This is a genomic window from Accumulibacter sp. (assembly GCF_032229525.1).
GTDB lineage: Bacteria > Pseudomonadota > Gammaproteobacteria > Burkholderiales > Rhodocyclaceae > Accumulibacter.
This window is the reverse complement of record NZ_JAVTWB010000049.1, coordinates 1-19081: the sequence shown is the minus strand read 5'-3', so window position 1 is coordinate 19081 and position 19081 is coordinate 1. Positions and strand designations below refer to the sequence as shown.

13 protein-coding genes are annotated in these 19081 nt (G+C 64.7%); 9 read left to right on the top strand and 4 right to left on the bottom strand.

Annotation, left to right across the window (positions count from 1 at the left end; genetic code table 11):
* Positions 1-3: 3 nt before the first annotated feature.
* Entirely contained in the window at positions 4-909 is a 906-nt protein-coding gene (locus tag RUW20_RS03220; protein WP_313950756.1) for a LysR substrate-binding domain-containing protein, read from the top strand.
* Between the two features lie 27 nt (positions 910-936).
* On the opposite strand, the gene RUW20_RS03215 is transcribed toward RUW20_RS03220, so the two are convergent.
* Both RUW20_RS03215 and RUW20_RS03210 read right to left on the bottom strand, forming a co-directional pair.
* The gene (locus tag RUW20_RS03215) at positions 937-2319 is read right to left on the bottom strand and encodes an HDOD domain-containing protein (protein ID WP_313950755.1); all 1383 of its coding nucleotides are present in this window, start codon (positions 2317-2319) and stop codon (positions 937-939) included.
* Positions 2320-2641: 322 nt separating this feature from the next.
* A complete protein-coding gene (locus RUW20_RS03210) occupies positions 2642-3976 on the bottom strand; it encodes an FAD-binding oxidoreductase (protein ID WP_313950822.1) in 1335 nt (444 codons plus the stop codon).
* Between the two features lie 555 nt (positions 3977-4531).
* On the opposite strand from RUW20_RS03210, the gene glk reads away from it, so the two are divergent.
* From glk to RUW20_RS03185, 5 genes are read left to right on the top strand one after another with little or no spacing between them, the layout of a single operon-like run.
* Complete coding sequence (glk, locus tag RUW20_RS03205; protein WP_313950754.1) at positions 4532-5485, top strand: glucokinase; 954 nt, start codon at positions 4532-4534, stop codon at positions 5483-5485.
* Between the two features lie 19 nt (positions 5486-5504).
* Positions 5505-7961 (top strand): glycogen/starch/alpha-glucan phosphorylase, encoded by a 2457-nt coding sequence (locus RUW20_RS03200; protein WP_313950753.1) that lies wholly within the window; start codon positions 5505-5507, stop codon positions 7959-7961.
* A gap of 11 nt (positions 7962-7972) precedes the next feature.
* The gene (glgB, locus tag RUW20_RS03195; RefSeq protein ID WP_313950752.1) at positions 7973-10156 is read left to right on the top strand and encodes a 1,4-alpha-glucan branching protein GlgB; all 2184 of its coding nucleotides are present in this window, start codon (positions 7973-7975) and stop codon (positions 10154-10156) included.
* Entirely contained in the window at positions 10144-12159 is a 2016-nt protein-coding gene (glgX, locus tag RUW20_RS03190) for a glycogen debranching protein GlgX (RefSeq protein WP_313950751.1), read from the top strand. The genes glgB and glgX overlap by 13 nt, the downstream gene beginning before the upstream one ends.
* A 13-nt stretch (positions 12160-12172) precedes the next feature.
* Positions 12173-12970: a VCBS repeat-containing protein gene (locus RUW20_RS03185; protein WP_313950750.1), complete on the top strand. Its 798-nt coding sequence runs from the start codon at positions 12173-12175 to the stop codon at positions 12968-12970.
* Positions 12971-12992: 22 nt separating this feature from the next.
* On the opposite strand, the gene RUW20_RS03180 is transcribed toward RUW20_RS03185, so the two are convergent.
* Both RUW20_RS03180 and RUW20_RS03175 read right to left on the bottom strand, forming a co-directional pair.
* On the bottom strand, positions 12993-13970 hold the full coding sequence (locus RUW20_RS03180; RefSeq protein ID WP_313950749.1) for a Nudix family hydrolase: 978 nt from the start codon (positions 13968-13970) through the stop codon (positions 12993-12995).
* A gap of 37 nt (positions 13971-14007) precedes the next feature.
* Positions 14008-14967, bottom strand: coding sequence for an ATP-binding protein (locus RUW20_RS03175; RefSeq protein WP_313950748.1), 960 nt, complete (start codon positions 14965-14967; stop codon positions 14008-14010).
* A gap of 47 nt (positions 14968-15014) precedes the next feature.
* On the opposite strand from RUW20_RS03175, the gene RUW20_RS03170 reads away from it, so the two are divergent.
* The 3 genes from RUW20_RS03170 to RUW20_RS03160 all read left to right on the top strand — a co-directional run bounded on the left by RUW20_RS03170 (position 15015) and on the right by RUW20_RS03160 (position 18955).
* Entirely contained in the window at positions 15015-16247 is a 1233-nt protein-coding gene (locus RUW20_RS03170; protein ID WP_313950747.1) for a murein transglycosylase A, read from the top strand.
* 176 nt (positions 16248-16423) lie between these two features.
* Positions 16424-17626, top strand: a complete 1203-nt coding sequence (locus RUW20_RS03165; protein ID WP_313950746.1) for an ammonium transporter — start codon at positions 16424-16426, stop codon at positions 17624-17626.
* 21 nt (positions 17627-17647) lie between these two features.
* Positions 17648-18955, top strand: a complete 1308-nt coding sequence (locus RUW20_RS03160; RefSeq protein WP_313950745.1) for a D-amino acid dehydrogenase — start codon at positions 17648-17650, stop codon at positions 18953-18955.
* The last annotated feature ends 126 nt before the right edge of the window (positions 18956-19081 follow it).

The following is a 19081-nucleotide window of genomic DNA, read 5'->3' as shown; positions in this document are numbered from 1 at the left end:
CAGATGGCAAAGGACGTCTCGCTCAGGCAACTGCGTTACTTCGCTGCGGCCGCTGAAACCGGCCAGTTCTCGATGGCCGCGGCCAAGTTGTTCGTTTCGCAATCGGCGATCACCAACGCCATTCTGCTCTTGGAGCATCGCCTCGGCGTAAAGTTGTTCGCCCGCCATCCGCACGGTGTTTCGCTGACGGCCGAGGGGCACAGCTTTCACCAGCACGCGAGGCATATTCTCGACTCCTTGCAGGACGCCCTGCGCGAGCCGCGATTTCGCGCCAGTCACCTCGACGGCAGCATCCGGATCGCCGCCAGCTACACCGTCCTCGGCTATTTCCTGCCGCCACTGCTAGCGCGCTTTCGCGCCAATTTCCCGGGCGTGGAACTCGATCTGCACGATATGGCCCGGCGCGACATCGAGTCGGCGGTGGACAGTGGCGAGCTCGAATTGGGTGTGGTGATCCTCTCGAACGTCGAGGCGCCGGAGCCCTTCGAGCAGCACGTACTGATGCGCTCGCGACGCCAGCTGTGGGCGGCCGGCGGACACCCGGTGCTGGCCACGCCCTATCCTTCGCTGGCGGATATTTCGGCGCATCCCTACATCCTGCTCACGGTCGACGAAGGCGAGGAGTCGAACCGACGCTACTGGGTGGCCCGCGGCATCGAGCCCGACATTGCCTTTCGCACCAATGGCATGGAAGCTCTGCGCGGCCTGGTGGCGCACGGCTTCGGGGTGACCATCCTGTCCGACATGGTGTACCGGCCGTGGTCGCTGGAAGGAAAGAAGATCGAGGCGCGCCCGATTCTCGATGCGATCCCCTACCTGGAGGTTGGCATGCTCTGGAAGCGGGAAGCCAGGCTGGGGGCACCCGCCGAAGCGCTGCGGCAATTCCTCATCCAGGCCTGTGGCATCTGACCGTCGCGTCGGGCTTGGGGCTGGCGCTCATTCGCCGACGGAAATTACATGGTGCGCCCAATCCAGCGCTTCGAGCATCAAGCCGGTGACTTCCGACGCAGCGAGTTCACACAACAGAGCGGCGGCAGCAATTTCATCCGGAGATTTTAATTCGACGGCTATCGCCAGTGATAGCGCATCGCGCAGGCCGCCCGGCTCGCCTTGCAACGCCAAAAGCACATCTTCTGGCAGCGCAACCTGTCGCAGGATGTCGGGGAGCGCTTGCCCCATCATCACATCGAGTAACGAGAACAGCCCGATCAGGAACAGCGTGTCCGCGGCACCACGAACTGCCCCGCGCCCGGCAAGCGTCTCCATGAAGCGGGCTCGCGTCAACGCCCGTTCGTTGAGGACGCGCCCGACGTAGCCGGGCTGATCGAGATCGAAGAGCAGCAAGGAAAGCCATCGGTAGAACTGCTCCCGACCCAGGATCAGTAGCGCCTGTGAGATCTTGTCGATGTGCTTGACCAGGCCGATGCCGGGCGAATTGATATAGCGCAACAGCTTGAAAGTCAGGATTGGGTCATTGCGCAGGCGCTCGCTGATGACACCGAACTCGGCGCCCGAGCGAATCATGCTCAGCACTTCGAAAACCAGCAACCGGTTGATCTTGCTCTTCGGTGGATGCCAGTTCTCGTGGCTGGCAACGAACGGCCCCATGAAGTAGTCGAAACCACTACGGTAACAAAGGCTGAAGTCGTCCGAGGTCCGGATTTCACTGGCAATCAACCGGGTTCCAGCTTTCGCTGCGCGAAAATCCGCGCACATTTCCTTCAGCTGAATGCCATCGAGAGCGGTGGTCTCGATTTCGATCAGTTCAGCCTGATCGAGAAACTCGGCAATCCCGGGAAGCGGGCGGTCGAGTGTCCATCCCTGTTTGACACCGATCTCCCGCAGGTACTGAAGGTCGGTGCGCAGGCCAGCGAGATCGGCCTCGGCCATCGCCCCAGGCGTGACCATAATCACCACGTTCCGATGGGCGAAGGTTTTCAACAGAGGGTTTCGCAGCGACACCGGCGACACCCGGATAAAGGCAAAGCGGTCACCCAACATCGATGACACGCCCAGCGGCACCAGATTCTGCAGCATGGCGTCATCATAGACGCGGCGTAGCTTCGCACTCTTGTCCAGCAGTGGTGATTGCAGGTTCCGCTCCAGCGCGAACTGGTAGCCGGCAATTCGCTCACTGCGATCGAGAAGCTCCTCGCGGCAAACGAAGGTACGCACTTCTGGTGTGTTGTTTGTTGCCGGTTCGCTGGCCTCGGCCTGCGTGGACTTCAGAGGCGCCACTTCGTCGAGCTGCTGGAAGGCGTCTTGCGGCGCCGGTGCAGCCGGGCCAAGCCCCAGCCAGCGAAGGACTGTCTTGAACACGCGGGTTCTCCCTCTAACCAATAACCTCGTTGCGTAGCGCGCTCGGCCCTCTGAGCGCGGCACCAGCCTGGCAAAATCTTCTCGCCTCGAGCTGGTCGGCGGCGCTCCGGATGATAGCAATCGCCGAGCTCCCGATATGCCCCAGTGCTACGCGATGGCAGGCTGCCGCATTCTACCGCATCCCGATGGGGTCGCCATGAAAAGGCCGGGGGCATCATTCCGGAAGCGTAGCCGCGCGATTTCGCGAGCCGTCGCGAACACGCCGCCTGCGAGCTAGCGCCCACACTCCCGCTCGACACGGCAGGCACCCGCAGCCGTTGGCTCAGAGCAATTTGCCGGGATTCATCAAGCCCTGCGGATCGAACGTTCGCTTGATCGCCCGCATCATCTCGATCTCGACCGGGCTCTTGTAGCGCAACAGTTCCTCGCGCTTCAACTGGCCGATCCCGTGCTCGGCGCTGATGCTGCCACCAAGCTGATGCACCAGGTCATGAACGATGCGGTTGACCGCCGACTGTGCAGCAATGAAGGCGGCGTTGTCGCCCGCTTCGGCTTTCGACTGGTTGTAGTGCAGGTTGCCGTCACCGATGTGCCCGAAGGTAACGATGCGAATATCCGGAAAAGCCTGCGCCAGTTGCCGGTCGGCGCGCTCGACGAACTCCGCGATGCGCGAAATCGGTACCGAAACGTCGTGCTTGATGCTCAGCCCTTCGATCTTCTGGGCTTCACCGATGTTCTCGCGCAAAGCCCATAGACGCCGCGCCTGTTCATTGCTCTGGGCCAGCACGGCATCGTTGACCGTGCCATTTTCCAGCGCCTCGGCCAGGAAGGCCTCGAGCGCCTGCTGCCCGGCTTGTGCATCGTCACCGCCTGACACTTCGATCAGCAAGTGCCAAGAGCTTGGCGAGAGCGTCGGCGAAGAACCCGGGAGATGCTTGCGGACCAGACCGAGAGCAAGGTCCGAGATCAGCTCGCAGGCGGTCAGCAGCGAGCCGAAAGAGGCCTGCAGGTCACCGAGCAAGCGCACCGCCACGGCCGGCGAGGCGATCGCCAGCCAGGCAGTCGCCGTCGCCCGCGGCAAAGGGAAGAGCTTGAGCACGGCCGCGGTGATGATTCCCAGCGTGCCTTCGGCGCCGATGAACAGATGCTTGAGGTCGTAGCCGGTGTTGTCCTTGCGCAGACCGCGCAGCCCATCCCAAACCTCGCCGCTCGCTAAAACCACTTCCAGACCCAGCGTCAGCTCGCGCGCGTTGCCATAACGCAGCACCTGCACGCCACCGGCGTTGGTCGACAGGTTGCCACCGATCTGACAACTTCCCTCGGCGGCAAGCGACAGCGGAAACAGGCGCCCTGCCTGCGCCGCCGCCTCCTGCAGCGTCTGCAGGACGCAGCCCGCCTCGGCAGTGATCGTGTTGTTCGCCGCATCGATGGCCCGCACGCGCTTCAGCCGCGACAGGCTGATCACCACCGACAGCGCGTCCGGCCCCGGCGTTGCCGCACCACACAGACTGGTATTACCCCCTTGCGGCACCATCGGCACCCCGGCTTCGGCGCAGGCACGCACTACCGCCGCCACCTCGGCCGTGCTGGCCGGGCGAACGACAGCGATCGCCGCACCGCGATAGCGCCCACGCCAATCGCCGAGATGGGGAGCCATGGCGTCGGGCGTCGTAAGCAGCTGCTCGGCACCAACGAGTTTGGCAAGTTTTTGCAGCAGATTCGCATGGTTCACTGACGGCCCCCGGAGAAGAACACCACGGCACAGCATCTGCCGGTGCCCGTTCATCGAGCACGCGACAGCAGCCATTGACACAGCTGACGATTGTACGGGTCTGCTGGAGGCTTGGCAGCAGGCTGCACGCGCTGCAACAGCAGATTGTGACAGCACCTTGACAGGACCCGCGTGCAACCGACAGACTCGCAAGGAATGACCCTGTTTCTTCCGGGGATCGCGCGGCCTCGCAGCATCGCTCTTTGATAAGCACCGTAATTGGTGCGAATATTCACGCCCGGCCATCGTTTTCGGCCTCCGGGCATTTCATCTCGAACCTGCAGCAGCCCTGCCACACTGAGCGGCAAGTGGTGGCCGCAGCTTGATCCACCGAATTCCATGGAAATCGCCCCTCTCCCGCCCCAGCATTCCACTTCGACGGCGTCATCCGACGCGGCCGTTGTTCCTTCCCGCGCGGAGGCTGCCGGCAGCCCGGCGGGCATGCTGGTTGCCGACATTGGTGGCACACGGGCACGCTTTGCGCTGCTCGATCACCAAGGCTCGCCGCATCTGATACGGATCATGGCGGTGGCTGACTTTGCCGGCCCAGTAGAGGCCATCCAGGCTTACCTTCGCGAGCTTGGCTGTAGCGCGTTGCGGGCGGCGGCGATCGCCCTTGCGGCGCCAGTACACGACGAAGTGATTCGATTGACCAATGGTTCGTGGACCTTCTCGCGCGAGGAAATGAAGTCGCGGCTGGGGCTCTCCCGCCTGCTGCTGCTCAACGACTTCACTGCCCTGGCGCTGTCGCTGCCGCGCCTGAACGCCAACGACTTGCGGCAGGTCGGCGGCGGCACGGCAGTGCCCCTGGCCGCCAAGGCGGTGCTCGGCCCGGGAACGGGCCTGGGCGTCTCGGGGCTACTTTTCAACCGCGGACACTGGCTGGCGCTGGCTGGCGAAGGTGGGCACTGCACGCTGGCCGCCGCCGATGAACGCGAAGCGGCGATCCTCGCCCTCGCCTGGCGTGAGCTGCCGCATGTGTCTGCCGAGCGCCTGCTTTCGGGTAGCGGCTTGCCGCTGCTGCACCGTCTGGTCGCCGAGGTCGACGGCCGCGCTGCTGGCGAAGCCTTGACCCCGGCGGAGATCGTTTCCCGGGCACTGGCCAACGGCGATGTTCAGTGCCGGGCGGTTCTCGATACTTTCTGCGCCATGCTCGGCTCGATGGCCGGCAATCTCGCACTGACCCTGGGCGCGCAGGGCGGCGTCTATCTCGGCGGTGGTATCATTCCACGCCTCGGCGAGCTGTTTGATCGATCACATTTTCGCACCCGCTTCGAGGCCAAGGGGCGCTTCGCCGCCTACTTGGCCACAATCCCGACCTATGTAATGCTCTCTCCCACGCCGGCCCTGCTGGGCGCTGCCCATGCCCTGGCCGAGAGTGAGGATGGCCCATGAAACCTACTGGAGTATTTGCGTGAAATCCGATGCCACTCAAGCCAAACCCGAAAGCGAAGCGCTGCGCTCGCAGATCGACCACAAGCTGCTCTGCCAGGTAGCTACCGAGCCGGAGGTCGCCAGCAAGGCCGAGTTCTACCATGCCCTGGCGCAGGTGGCGCGCGAGCAGCTGGCCAAGCGCTGGGTCGACACCCAGCACGCCGACCGCCAGAACAAGGCGCGGCGGGTCTATTATCTGTCGATGGAATTCCTGATCGGCCGGGCCATGAACAACGCCTTGTCGGCACTCGATCTTCGCGACTCCGCGGCCGCGGTGTTCACCCCGCCAGGCCCGTCGATTGAAGAAGTGATGGAATGCGAACCCGATGCTGCGCTCGGCAACGGCGGCCTGGGGCGCCTGGCGGCGTGCTTTCTCGATTCGATGGCCACCCTGGGGCTTCCCTCCTGGGGCTACGGCGTGCGCTACGAATACGGGATGTTCGCGCAGTCGATCGTCAACGGCCAGCAGGTCGAGAAGCCGGAAGCCTGGGTGCAGGATCGTTCGCCGTGGGAATTCCCGCGCGCCAGCAAGCACTTTACGGTCCATTTTGGTGGCACCGCTGAACACCACGGCGAATGGGCCGAGTGGAATCCTGCCGACTCGGTCGAAGCCAAGGCGTTCGACCACGTCATACCCGGCTATGGCACCGAGCGGGTGAGCACCTTGCGGCTGTGGAAAGCGGCGGCGCCATCGCAGATCGATCTCGGCGCCTTCAATACCGGTGACTACCAGCGTGCCGCCGAACTGAAGAACCGCTTCGAAAACATCTCCTGGGTTCTCTACCCCAACGACAGCACTTCCGCGGGCCGCGAACTGCGTCTGCGGCAAGAGTACTTTTTCGTCTCGGCGTCGATGCAGGACATCCTCGACCGCCATCTTGCCGAGTACGACAGCTTCGACAATCTGTCGGAAAAGATCGCCATCCACCTCAACGACACCCACCCGGCGATCGGCGTCGCGGAGCTGATGCGCCTGCTGGTCGACGAGCACAAGATGACCTGGAATGCCGCCTGGGATCAGTGTCGGCGCATCTTCTCCTACACCAACCACACGCTGATGCCGGAAGCTCTGGAAACCTGGAAGGTGACCCTGATCCAGCGCGTGCTACCACGGCACATGCTGATCATCTACCGCATCAACCAGGAATTTCTCGACGAGGTGGTCCGCCTCTACCCAAGCGACATCGACCTGATGCGAAGGGTGTCCCTGATCGACGACGGCAATGGCCACGAAAAGGACAAGCGCGTGCGCATGGCGCACCTGAGCATCGTTGGCAGCCACCGCATCAATGGCGTCTCGCAGTTGCATTCGGACCTGATGGTGCAGACCATTTTTGCCGATTTCGCCCGCCTCTACCCCGAACGTTTCCACAACAAGACCAACGGCGTCACGCCACGGCGCTGGCTGGCGCAGGCCAACCCCGGCTTGTCGGCGCTGATCGACCAACGCGTCGGCAAGGATTGGCGCCTCGATCTCGACCGCCTGGAGGGGCTGCGCGCCAGTGCCGACGATACCGCCTTCGGTGCGTCTTTCGAGGCCGCCAAACGAAGCAACAAACTGCGCCTGGCCAATTATGTCGCGCGCGAAACCGGCGTCAACCTGGACCCGGACAGCCTGTTCGACGTGCAGGTCAAGCGGATCCACGAATACAAGCGGCAATTGCTCAACGTGCTGCACGTCATTACCCGCTACAACGCGCTGCTGGACGGCAAAAGCGACGGCCTTGCGCCACGCAGCGTGATCTTCGCCGGCAAGGCGGCGTCGTCGTATCACATGGCCAAGCAGGTGATCCGGCTGATCAACGATGTCGCGACGGTGGTGAACAACGACCCGAGAACCCGCGACTTGCTGCAGGTGGTCTTCATCCCCAACTATGGCGTCTCCGTCGCCGAGCTGATCATGCCGGCAGCCAACCTCTCGGAGCAGATTTCCACCGCCGGCACCGAAGCCTCGGGCACCGGCAACATGAAGCTCTCGCTCAACGGCGCGTTGACCATCGGCACCGAAGACGGCGCCAACATCGAGATTCGCGACCAGGTCGGCGCCGAGAACATCTTCATCTTCGGCAACAACACCCCACAGGTCGAAGCAATCAGGAAAGCGGGCTATCAGCCCAACGACATCTACCAGAACGATCCGGCGCTCAAGGAAGCCCTCGACAAGATCGACGGCGGCTTCTTCTCGCCCGGGGAACGCTCGCGCTATCACGACGTCTTCAACTGCCTGGTGCACTATGGCGACCACTACCTGCTGCTCGCCGACTATGCCGACTACGTAGCCACCCAGAAGCGTGTTGACGCGCTCTATCTGACGCCCGCCGAATGGCAGCGCAAGGCCATCCTCAACGTCGCCGGAATGGGCCCCTTCTCGGCCGACCGGACGATTCGCGACTATGCCGACGATACCTGGAACCTGAAAACACTCACCAATAGCTGAGGAACTCGCAGATGATTGACAATGCAGAGATCATTTCCCTTTGCCGGGCAGAGCACGGCAACCCTTATGCCGTACTCGGCATGCACACCGACAGCGACGACAAACTGTGGGTCCGCAGCCTGCAACCAGGCGCACGTGCGGTTGCCGTACTGGACGCCAAGACCGGCAAGCAGGTCGCCGAACTCGCCCAGCGCGACGTCGAAGGCGTGGAAGGCTTCTTCGAAGGCGTCATTCCCCGCCGGCGCAACGATTTTGCTTATCGCCTGCGCATCACCTGGGAGCACGGCGTCCAGGAAACCGATGACCCCTACCGCTTCTGGGCGGTGCTCGGCGATATGGACGTCTGGCTGCTCGCCGAAGGCTCGCATCTGCGACCTTTCGAGCGTCTCGGTGCGCACCTGACGGAAATCGATGGCGTTGCCGGTACCGCTTTCGCAGTCTGGGCGCCCGACGCACAGCGCGTCAGCGTGGTCGGCGACTTCAATACCTGGGACGGTCGCCGTCACCCGATGCGTCTGCGACGGGAAGCCGGGGTGTGGGAGATTTTCCTGCCAGGCGTGACTGCCGGCGCGCGCTACAAGTACGAAATACGCTCTCGTCACGGACACCTGCTGCCGCTGAAGGCCGACCCCTACGGTTTCGAAGCCGAACTGCGGCCATCGACGGCCTCGGTGGTCTGTGCCCTGCCGCCACCCGTGGAACCGGCCCCGATACCGGCCGGCGAACAACTCGGCGCCCCGCTGTCGGTCTACGAAGTGCATCTGGCTTCGTGGCGGCGAACCGACGATGGCGGCTTCCCGGACTGGCAGCGCCTCGCCGAAACGCTGATTCCCTACGTCGTCGACCTTGGCTTCACCCATCTCGAGCTGTTGCCGATATCCGAGCATCCCTTCGATGGCTCCTGGGGCTATCAACCACTGGGGCTCTACGCACCGACCGCCCGTCACGGCAGCCCGGCGGGCTTCCGCCAGTTCGTCAGCGACTGTCACGCGGCCGGACTGCGGGTGATCGTGGACTGGGTGCCAGCGCATTTCCCGACCGACGAGCACGGCCTCTCCCGCTTCGACGGCACGCCGCTCTACGAACATCAGGATCCGCGCGAAGGCATGCACCAGGACTGGGGCACGCTGATCTACAACTTCGGCCGCCGTGAGGTGAGCAACTTCCTGATCGGCAATGCATTGTTCTGGATCGAGCGCTACGGTGTCGATGGCCTGCGCGTCGATGCCGTCGCCTCGATGCTCTACCGTGACTACAGCCGCTCCGAGGGACAGTGGGTGCCGAACGTCCATGGCGGCCGCGAGAACCTCGAGGCCGTCGCCTTCCTGCGCCGGGTGAACGAGGTCCTCGGCCAGGAGCACCCCTCTGCCGATACCCATGCCGAAGAGTCGACCGCCTGGCCATCGGTCAGCCGCCCGCCGTCGATGGGTGGCCTGGGTTTCCACTACAAGTGGAACATGGGCTGGATGCACGACGTCCTCGCCTACATGTCCCAGGACCCGGTGCATCGCAAGTACCATCACAACAAGCTCAGCTTCGGCATGATGTACGCCTTCACCGAAAACTTCGTCCTGCCGCTGTCGCACGACGAAGTGGTGCACGGCAAGGGCTCGCTGATCAACAAGATGCCCGGCGACCCCTGGCAGAAGTTTGCCAACCTGCGCTCCCTGTACGGCTACATGTGGGCACATCCGGGCAAGAAGCTGCTGTTCATGGGCGGCGAGTTCGGCCAGTGGAGCGAGTGGAATGATGCAGGTTCCCTGGACTGGGCGCTGCTCGACTTCCCGACCCACAACGGCGTACGCAACCTGATCCGCGATCTCAACAAGCTCTACCGCAGCCATCCGGCGCTGCACGAGGTTGATTTCGAACCGGCTGGTTTCGAGTGGATCGCCGCCGACGACGCAGACACTTCGATCGTCGCCTTCGTTCGCTGGACGCGTGATCGTTCGCGCGCCATGCTCTATGTCGGCAACTTCACGCCGGTTGTTCGCGAGGGCTACCGGATCGGCGTGCCGATGGCCGGCAAGTATTGCGAGCGCCTCAATACCGACGCCGAGCATTATGGTGGCAGCAATGTCGGCAACGGGTCAGATGGGGTACACGCGGAGCAGGTATCGGCGCACGGTCGGGAGTTGTCGATCAGCCTGACCCTGCCACCGCTCGGTGCGGTGTTCCTCGAATGGGTGCCGTGAGCGACGGCACGGTGCTCGAAGCCGGGCGGCCGTGCCCGCTCGGCGCCAGCTGGGACGGGCGCGGCGTCAACTTTGCGCTGTTCTCGGCGCATGCCGAAGCCGTGGAGCTGTGCGTCTTCGATGGCCAGCTGATACATACGCTGCCCCTGCGTCGATGTACTGACCAGGTCTGGCATGGCTACCTGGCCGGGGCAGCTCCCGGGCTGCGCTACGCTTACCGGGTGCACGGACCCGACGCCCCCGAACGGGGCCAGCGCTTCGATTCCGGGCGACTGCTGCTCGACCCCTACGCCCGCGAAGTCGTCGGCCACTGCGCTTCCCCAGCGCAGGATGATCCCGTGGTGGGCGTGCAGGCCTGCGTCGTCGACGAAGACTTCGACTGGCAGGGCGATGCACCACCGGCCACACCCTGGGCCGACACGGTGCTCCACGAAGTCCATGTCAAGGGCGTCAGCCGGCAGCACCCCGAGGTTCCCGAAACACTACGCGGCACCTACGCCGGACTCGCCTCGCCGGCGATGATCGCGCACTTCCAGCGGCTGGGCGTCACCGCCCTCAGCCTGCTGCCGGTACACCACTTTCTCGACGAGCAACGCCTGAGCGACGCGGGTCGCGTCAACTACTGGGGCTACAACACGCTGGCTTTCTTCGCTCCCGAACCGCGCTATGCGGCTGGGATCGAAGGCCAAGCGCTGATTGCCGAGTTCAAGACGATGATCCGGACCCTGCACGCCGCCGGCCTCGAAGTGATCCTCGACGTGGTCTTCAACCACACCGCCGAAACCGACGCATTCGGCCCGACACTGTCGTTTCGCGGCATCGACAACCACAGCTACTACCTGCTGCCCCCAGGCAATCTCGCCGCCTACGAGAACTTCAGCGGCTGCGGCAACACCTTCAACCTCACCCAGCCGCGCGTTCTGCAGCTGGTCATGGATGCGCTGCGCTACTGGGTCGGCGTGATGCACGTCGACGGCTTCCGCTTCGACCTCGCCGCCGCCCTCGCTCGCAACAGCGCGTTTCTCGCCACGCTGCGGCAGGATCCCTTGCTGCAGCAGGTCAAGCTGATCGCCGAGCCCTGGGACATGGGACCGGACGGTTACCAGCTCGGGGGCTTTCTGCCCGGCTGGAGCGAATGGAACGATCGCTTCCGCGATGACGTTCGCGCCTTCTGGCTGACCGGCGAAGTGGGCGCCGGCGCACTGGCGCAGCGGCTGTCCGGATCGAGCGAACTGTTCAGCAAGTCGGGACGCGCGCCGCAGGCCAGCGTCAACTTCATCACCGCGCACGACGGCTTCACACTGCGCGACCTGGTCAGTTACCAGGAAAAACACAACGAGCTCAACGGCGAGAACAATCGCGACGGGCATGGCCACAACCTCTCCTGGAACTGCGGCGAGGAAGGCGAGAGTACCGATCCCGTGGTACTCGAAAAACGCCGCCGCTTGCAGCGCGCGCTGCTGACCACCCTGCTGATCGCCCAGGGCGTTCCGATGCTGCAAGCGGGCGACGAACTCGGCCGGTCGCAGGGCGGCAACAACAACGCCTACTGCCAGGACAACGAGATGACCTGGCTCGACTGGCAACACGCCGACACCGAGCTGATCGATTTCGTCGCCGAACTGCTCGCCTTGCGACGGCGCTTCCCGCAGCTGCGGCAAGACCGCTGGCTGACCGGCGAGACCAACGACGACGGGCTGCCCGATGCGCTGTGGTGGCATCCGGCGGGACGGCCGATGGGCGGCGGCGACTGGCAGTCGGCCAAGCTCGGCGCTTTCGGTCTGCAACTCGCCTCCCGGGAAGCCGGCAGCGGCAAGGCGAAGGGCGGGCCGACCTTGCTCTGCCTGATCAACCGCGACGAAATACCCGTCCCTTTCCTGCTTCCGCCCGGCGTCTGGAAGCAGATCTGCGACAGCAGCGCGAAAACACCCTTCACCAGCTGTCGACGCGAGAAGACCAGTCCCGTCGCCGCGCGCAGTGTCCAGCTGCTCAGCCTGGAGTGATGGCGGAGGGGCGATGGGACGGCAGCGCAAGCTCCTTTCCGTCGTCCCCCTCCTGTTCGCGCTGGTCGCCTTTGAAGCCGGCGCCGAAGCGATCACTGCCGCGCAGTATTCGGCGCCGGTCGATCGCTATGGGCATTTCGCGCTTGGCCGGCCACACGAATACGCACGCCTGACAGCGACCACCGACCATGGCCGCAGCCTCGCACTGGAACTGCCCGGAAACGAGGTGTTCGAGGATCTGACGCCACGCCTGGTCCGGCTGGCGCCCAACGAGCCGGAGGAGATCCTGGCCATCGTCAGCCGGCGAGACAGCGGCGCGCGGCTGGTGCTGATTCGCTTACGCGCGGGCCACCTGGAGATAGACGCTCAATCGCCGGCGATCGGCATGCCGATGCGCTGGCTGAACCCGGTCGGCGTTGCCGACCTCGACGGCGACGGGCAGGCCGAGCTGGCGGTGGTGAGCACGCCGCATATCAGCGGCACGCTGAAGATCTACCGGCGGAGCGGCAAGCAGTTGGTCGAGGGTGCCGCGCTGCCGGGCTTTTCAAATCACGTCTTCGGCTCAACCGAGCTGGGCCTGTCGACCGCACTTTCCATCGCTGGCCGCATGCAGCTGCTGGTCCCGGACACCACCCGTCGCCGGCTGCGCATCATCGCGCTGCAGGGCGACCGCCTGGTCGAAACAGCGCAATGCGCTCTCACCGAGCCACTGACGACCGCGATCACCCTGACTTCAGCATCCGCGATCTCGGTCGGCTCGCCCTCGGCACGACAGTTGATCGTCCCGAACGACTGCCCCGGTAGCCCGTGAGCAGTGGCGGCTGGAAATCAGCTCAGCGCCAGCCACGCATCAGCGCGACGCCGTGCCCGCCCGCAGTACAGGCCGTTTCAAGCATTTCGGGCTGCAGCCCACCCAGCGCATAAACCGGTAGCGGCGAGCGTTCGACCAGCGCCGAGAACTGCGGCCAGCCGATGCCACTCGAGCCGGGGTGACTTGGCGTCGGCAGTAGCGGACCAAGGACGACGAAATCGAGCCCGAGTTCCGCCGCCCGGGTGAGATCGGCGGCGCTGTGGCAGGAAGCGGCGACGCATTCGAAATCCGGCCGTCGATCGACCTGCCAGAGCCGCTGCGACGACAGATGCACCCCGTCGGCCCCGACCATGCGGGCAAGTTCCGCATCGTCGTTGATCAGCACGCGGGCCCGCTGGTAGCGGCGCGCCGCCGCCACGGCTGCCCGTGCAAAATGCTGGCGCTCAGCGGGCGCCAAGGACTTGTCGCGTATCTGGAGCAGCTGCAGCCCCCCTGACAGCGCGCGCTCGATGCGAGCCAATTCCGCTGCCGGCCCATTCTCTTCGGCATTGCTCAGCGCATACAGCGGCGGTAAATCGAGGGCGCGCAGGATCGGCCCATTGGCGGGCAGGATCGGCTCGACGCTCGCCGGCTCGCCGACCTTCAACCAGGCGAAGGCGCTGTGCTCGATCGGGGAGATCACCCCGTGCCACGAGCTGACGCGAAAGAAACGCAAGCGTACGGTGGCGTGCGGATAGCTGAACTCACGGCAGAGCCACGGCCAGGCCTGATCCACCGTGATGCCAAGCTCTTCCTGCAATTCGCGCACCAGTGCTTCGAACGACGTCTCGCCGGGTTCGAGCTTGCCGCCAGGAAATTCCCAGTAGCCCGCATAGACCTTCCCCGGCGGGCGTTGCGCGAGGAGAAACTCCGGCGCCGCCGGGTCGCCACGCAACAGGACCGCCGCGGCGACTTCGGTAACTTTGCTGACCTTGGTGGTGGCTGCGGCGACGGGCGTCATCTGCCGACCGGCGCTGCAGGCAGGCAGAGCGAGCGACTCACGGCGCGCCTGCCGGACGTTTTCTGGACGGCGCCGCGCCCGCACGCACCGAAGGAGTGCGCTGGCGCCGTGGACGGTCTGCTGCAGCGAGATGCCGACCCGCCCAGTCGCGAGCAAACTGCCAGGCGACGCGGCCGCTGCGCGAACCGCGTTCGAGCGCCCAGTTGAGCGCATCACGTTCGGCACGGGCGACTTCCTCCTGGCGGCAACCGAAAGACTTCAGCCAGTGGGCAACGATGTTCAGGTAGGCGTCCTGGTCGAAGGGATAGAAGGAAATCCACAGCCCGAAGCGCTCCGAGAGGGAGATCTTTTCCTCGATCGCTTCGCCCGGATGGATCTCCTCACCGACCCGCTTGCTGTCGAGGTTTTCGGCGAAATACTCGGGCATCAGGTGGCGGCGGTTGGAAGTGGCGTAGATCAGCACGTTCTCCGGCGGGGCACAGATCGAGCCGTCGAGGACGACCTTCAGCGCCTTGTAGCGCGCGTCCCCGGAGTCGAAGGAAAGATCGTCGCAGAAGATGATGAAGCGCTCCGGCCGCCCGTCGATCAGGTCAACGATGTCCGGCAGATCGATCAGGTCGCCCTTTTCGACTTCGATGACGCGTAGGCCCGCCGCCGCGTAAGCATTGAGCAGCGCCTTGATCAGTGACGACTTGCCCGAGCCGCGTGAACCGGTGAGCAAGACGTTGTTGGCCGGTTGCCCGGCGACGAAATGACGCGTGTTGGCGTCGATACGTGCCTTCTGCTGATCGATGTCGTGCAGATCGGCGAGCTGTATTTCCGGTAAGCGGGTGATCGGCTGCAGGTAGCCGGTGCCGCGGCTCTTGCGCCAGCGGAAGGCGTTGGCGGCAGCCCAGTCGGGCACCGGCGACGCCGGTGGCAACAAGGGCTCGAGTCGATCGAGGAACTTCTCGGCGCGAACCAGAAAGCTCGCAAGTTGCCTGAAAGGGTCAGTCATCGGACGGTATACTCGGCGGGTGACAAACCCGACACTCTAGCCAAACCATGCTCAAAAGCCAACCGCGCCGCTTCGCTGTTCTTGCCGCTGCATTGCTTGCCCTGCTGCTCACCGCCTGCGGCACCAAACGCGAAGCGCCGCAAGGCGACTGTCCCGCTTGCCCGGCGTGCCAGCCATGCGAGCCGGCAGCGACCCCGGCGACGCCCACACCACGCTTCAAACCCCTGCAGCCCGCACGCTGGAGTGAGCTGCCGGGCTGGACAGAAGACGACCTGCGCGCCGCCTGGCCCGCCTTCCTGCAATCGTGCCGGGCGCTGGCCAAGCGCCCGCAATGGCCGCTGTGGCGGACCGCCTGCGAGCAGGCGAAGGCATTGCCGGCGCCGTCGACAGCCGCCATCCGCAATTTCTTCGAGGCGCGCTTGCAGCCCTGGCTGCTGACCAACCCCGATGGCAACTCGCAAGGGATGGTCACCGGCTACTACGAGCCCCTGCTGCGCGGCTCGCGAACACGCGGCAAACCCTATCTGCAAGCCGTGCTCGGCGTGCCGCCCGATCTGCTGAGCATTGATCTGGGCTCGGTGCAGCCAGAGCTCAAGAACCTGCGCCTGCGCGGTCGCCTGCAAGGCAACAAGGTCGTTCCCTATTTTTCGCGAGCGGAGATCAACAGCCGGGAGCAGGCTTACAGCGACCGCGTCCTGCTGTGGGTCGACGACCCCATCGAGCTGTTCTTTCTGCAGATTCAAGGGTCCGGGCGGGTCAAGCTGCCGGATGGCAGCATGGTCCGCCTGGCTTTCGCCGACCAGAATGGTCACCCCTATCAGTCGATCGGCAAACTACTGGTCGAGCGCGGCGAGTTGACCCTCGACCAGGCCTCGATGCAAGGCATCAAGGAGTGGGCGCGGGCCAACCCGAGCCGACTCACCGATCTCTTGAACGCCAACCCGAGGTACGTCTTCTTCAGCGAGCAAGCGCTCAAAGGCGGCGAAGGCGACGGCCCCAGTGGCGCCCTGGCGGTGCCGCTGACACCCGAGAGAAGCATCGCCGTCGACCCTGCCCACGTTCCCCTTGGTGCTCCCGTTTTCCTGTCCACTACGCAACCCGCGACCACGACGCCACTGCGCCGCCTGATGCTCGCGCAGGATACCGGCAGTGCGATTCGCGGCGTCGTCCGCGCCGACTTCTTCTGGGGCTTCGGGGCGACGGCGGGTACGCAGGCCGGGCGGATGAAACAGCAGGGACAAATGTGGGTTCTCCTGCCACCGGGCGCCGCACCAGAATAGCCCAGGCGCGGCGGAAACTGGTGCATCGAGCCCCATCACGGTGCTTGCCAAGCCCGCTTCCGCACCATACTAGTGCGCCGGTGGGGTTGATCACTCTCGAATCGCCGGTGGTGCGCACCAATTAGCGTTGGCGCGGAACTTGCTTGGTGGCTTCCACAAGATTTTCAGGAGGAACCATGGAAGTTCTCAAGTCTGGTAGCGACGTTCTCTTCATTCTGCTCGGCGGCATCATGGTCTTGGCCATGCACTCCGGCTTTGCCTTTCTCGAACTCGGTACGGTCCGCAAGAAGAGCCAGGTCAACGCGCTGGTGAAAATCCTTACCGACTTCTCGGTATCGACCATCGCCTATTTCTTCGTCGGCTACAGCCTGGCCTACGGCACCAATTTTTTCCACGGCGCCGACACCTTGCTGGCAAAGAACGGCTTCGAGCTGACCAGGTTCTTCTTCCTGCTCACCTTTGCGGCCGCCATTCCGGCGATCATTTCGGGCGGCATCGCCGAACGGGCGAAGTTCAACCCGCAACTGGCGGCGACCTTCCTGATCGTTGCCTTCATCTATCCTTTCTTCGAGGGCATCGCCTGGAATCAGGCCTACGGCATCCAGGCCTGGCTGAAAGCGACCTACGGCGAAGAGTTCCACGATTTCGCCGGATCGGTCGTCGTGCACGCGATGGGGGGCTGGCTGGCACTGCCCGCCGTGCTGCTGCTCGGTGCCCGTCACGGGCGCTACAACAAACAGGGCGGCATCTCGGCACACCCGCCATCGTCGATCCCCTTCCTGGCGCTCGGCGCCTGGATTCTGACCGTCGGCTGGTTCGGCTTCAACGTCATGAGCGCGCAAACGATCGACAAGATCTCCGGCCTGGTGGCGATGAACTCGCTGATGGCGATGGCGGGCGGCACGCTGGTCGCCCTGGTGGCCGGCAAGAACGACCCCGGCTTCCTGCACAACGGCCCACTGGCCGGCCTGGTCGCGGTCTGCGCCGGCTCCGACATCATGCACCCGATCGGTGCGCTGGTCGTCGGCGGCGTCGCCGGCGGACTGTTCGTGATGATGTTCACGCTTACCCAGAACCGCTGGAAGATCGACGACGTCCTCGGCGTCTGGCCATTGCACGGGCTTTGTGGCGCCTGGGGCGGCATCGCTGCCGGCATCTTCGGCAGCAAGACACTGGGTGGTGTTGGCGGTATCGCCTTCATGCCACAATTGCTGATGACCGGACTGGCCATCGTCGTTGCCCTGACCGGCAGTTTCATCGTCTATGGCCTGCTGAAAGTCACCGTCGGGCTGCGCCTCGATCAGGAACAGGAATACAACGGTGCCGACCTCTCGATCCACAACATCACCGCCACCCCGGAACGCGAGAGCAACTGGTAAGCAACTGCCTGCCCGGCCGGCGTGGCGCTGGCCGGCATGAAAGTCATCGTTCTCGGCGCCGGTGTGGTCGGTACGGCCACCGCCTGGTACCTGATGCGCGATGGCCATCAGGTCACCGTGGTCGACCGCAACCAGGGACCAGCACGCGAAGCGAGCTACGCCAACGGCGGACAGTTGAGCTACAGCTACGTGGCGCCGCTGGCCGACCCGAGCGTGTGGACCAAACTGGCTCCCTGGCTGCTTTCGCCGACATCGCCGATACGTTTTCGTCCGCAAGCAGACCCAGCGCAATGGCGCTGGTGCCTGCAATTCCTGGCTGCCTGCACCCGCACGCGTAGCACGGAGAGCACCCGCCACCTGTTGCGCCTGGGGCATGCCAGCCGGCGCCTGATGCGCGACCTGCTCACCCAGGAGCCCGCCCTCGACTTCGGCCATTCCGACAGCGGGAAACTGGTGATCTACCGCAATGCGGCGTCGCTGGACAGCGCCCGCCGTCAGCTCGAGCTCCAGAACCGATTGAGCGGCGATCAAGACACTCGCCAGCAAGTGCTCGACAGCGCAGCCTGCGTCGCCACCGAACCCGCCCTCGAGCGCATCCGCGGCAAGATCGTCGGCGGCGTCCAGACGCCGAGCGAGGAAACCGCCGACTGCCATCGTTTCAGCGTCGGACTGCTTGAGCGAATTCGCGCTGCCTCACCCGGCAACCTCTGCCTGTTCGACACCGTGATTCATCGGCTGCGCGTCAGACACGGCGAGATGGTCGGTGTCGACACCAGCCAGGGCTTGCTCGAAGCCGACGCCTACGTCCTCGCCACCGGCTGTGACACCCCTCGCCTGGCCCGCCCGCTGGGCCTGTCCTTGCCAATCTACCCGCTCAAGGGCTACAGCCTGACGGCGCCGATCGCCGAGCCGGACGCCGCGCCGACAATCAGCGTCACCGACTTCCAGCGCAAGATCGTCTATGCCCGCATCGATGGCCAGTTGCGCGTAGCCGGCATTGCCGACATCACGGGTTACGACCGCGCGATCGAACCGCGGCGCCTGGCCCTGCTGGTGACCGAAGCACGCGCGGTCTTTCCGGACGCGGTCGACTACCGGCAGCTTGAAGGCTGGGCCGGCCTGCGACCAGCGACGCCGAGCGGCCGGCCGATCCTGGGGCCGGGCGGCTACCGAAAGCTCTGGCTCAACGTCGGCCACGGTGCGCTCGGATTCACCCTGTCGCTGGCCAGCGGCCGTGCCGTAGCGGACCTGATTGGCGGAAAGCAGCCGTTCGTAGCGCTGGATGGCCTGACGCTGGCGCGTACAGGAGGCCGCCCGGCCGGCCGATGATCGTCGGTCGACCGCGCTGGCGCTTGCCGCGGCGAGGACCGATTCTCGCCGAATGGCAACCTCGAGTGCAGCCAGCGCAGGGAACGCTGGCACGGCCTCCATGAAACAGAAACCCGTTTCATACCT

Bases quoted from the DNA above. Each gene is read 5' to 3' on its own strand.
- glgB (WP_313950752.1), top strand. From the start codon at position 7,973: ATGATTGACAATGCAGAGATCATTTCCCTTTGCCGGGCAGAGCACGGC.
- glk (WP_313950754.1), top strand. From the start codon at position 4,532: ATGCTGGTTGCCGACATTGGTGGCACACGGGCACGCTTTGCGCTGCTC.
- glgX (WP_313950751.1), top strand. From the start codon at position 10,144: ATGGGTGCCGTGAGCGACGGCACGGTGCTCGAAGCCGGGCGGCCGTGC.
- RUW20_RS03220 (WP_313950756.1), top strand. From the start codon at position 4: ATGGCAAAGGACGTCTCGCTCAGGCAACTGCGTTACTTCGCTGCGGCC.
- RUW20_RS03175 (WP_313950748.1), bottom strand. From the start codon at position 14,967: ATGACTGACCCTTTCAGGCAACTTGCGAGCTTTCTGGTTCGCGCCGAG.
- RUW20_RS03210 (WP_313950822.1), bottom strand. From the start codon at position 3,976: ATGGCTCCCCATCTCGGCGATTGGCGTGGGCGCTATCGCGGTGCGGCG.
- RUW20_RS03180 (WP_313950749.1), bottom strand. From the start codon at position 13,970: ATGACGCCCGTCGCCGCAGCCACCACCAAGGTCAGCAAAGTTACCGAA.
- RUW20_RS03185 (WP_313950750.1), top strand. From the start codon at position 12,173: ATGGGACGGCAGCGCAAGCTCCTTTCCGTCGTCCCCCTCCTGTTCGCG.
- RUW20_RS03165 (WP_313950746.1), top strand. From the start codon at position 16,424: ATGGAAGTTCTCAAGTCTGGTAGCGACGTTCTCTTCATTCTGCTCGGC.
- RUW20_RS03170 (WP_313950747.1), top strand. From the start codon at position 15,015: ATGCTCAAAAGCCAACCGCGCCGCTTCGCTGTTCTTGCCGCTGCATTG.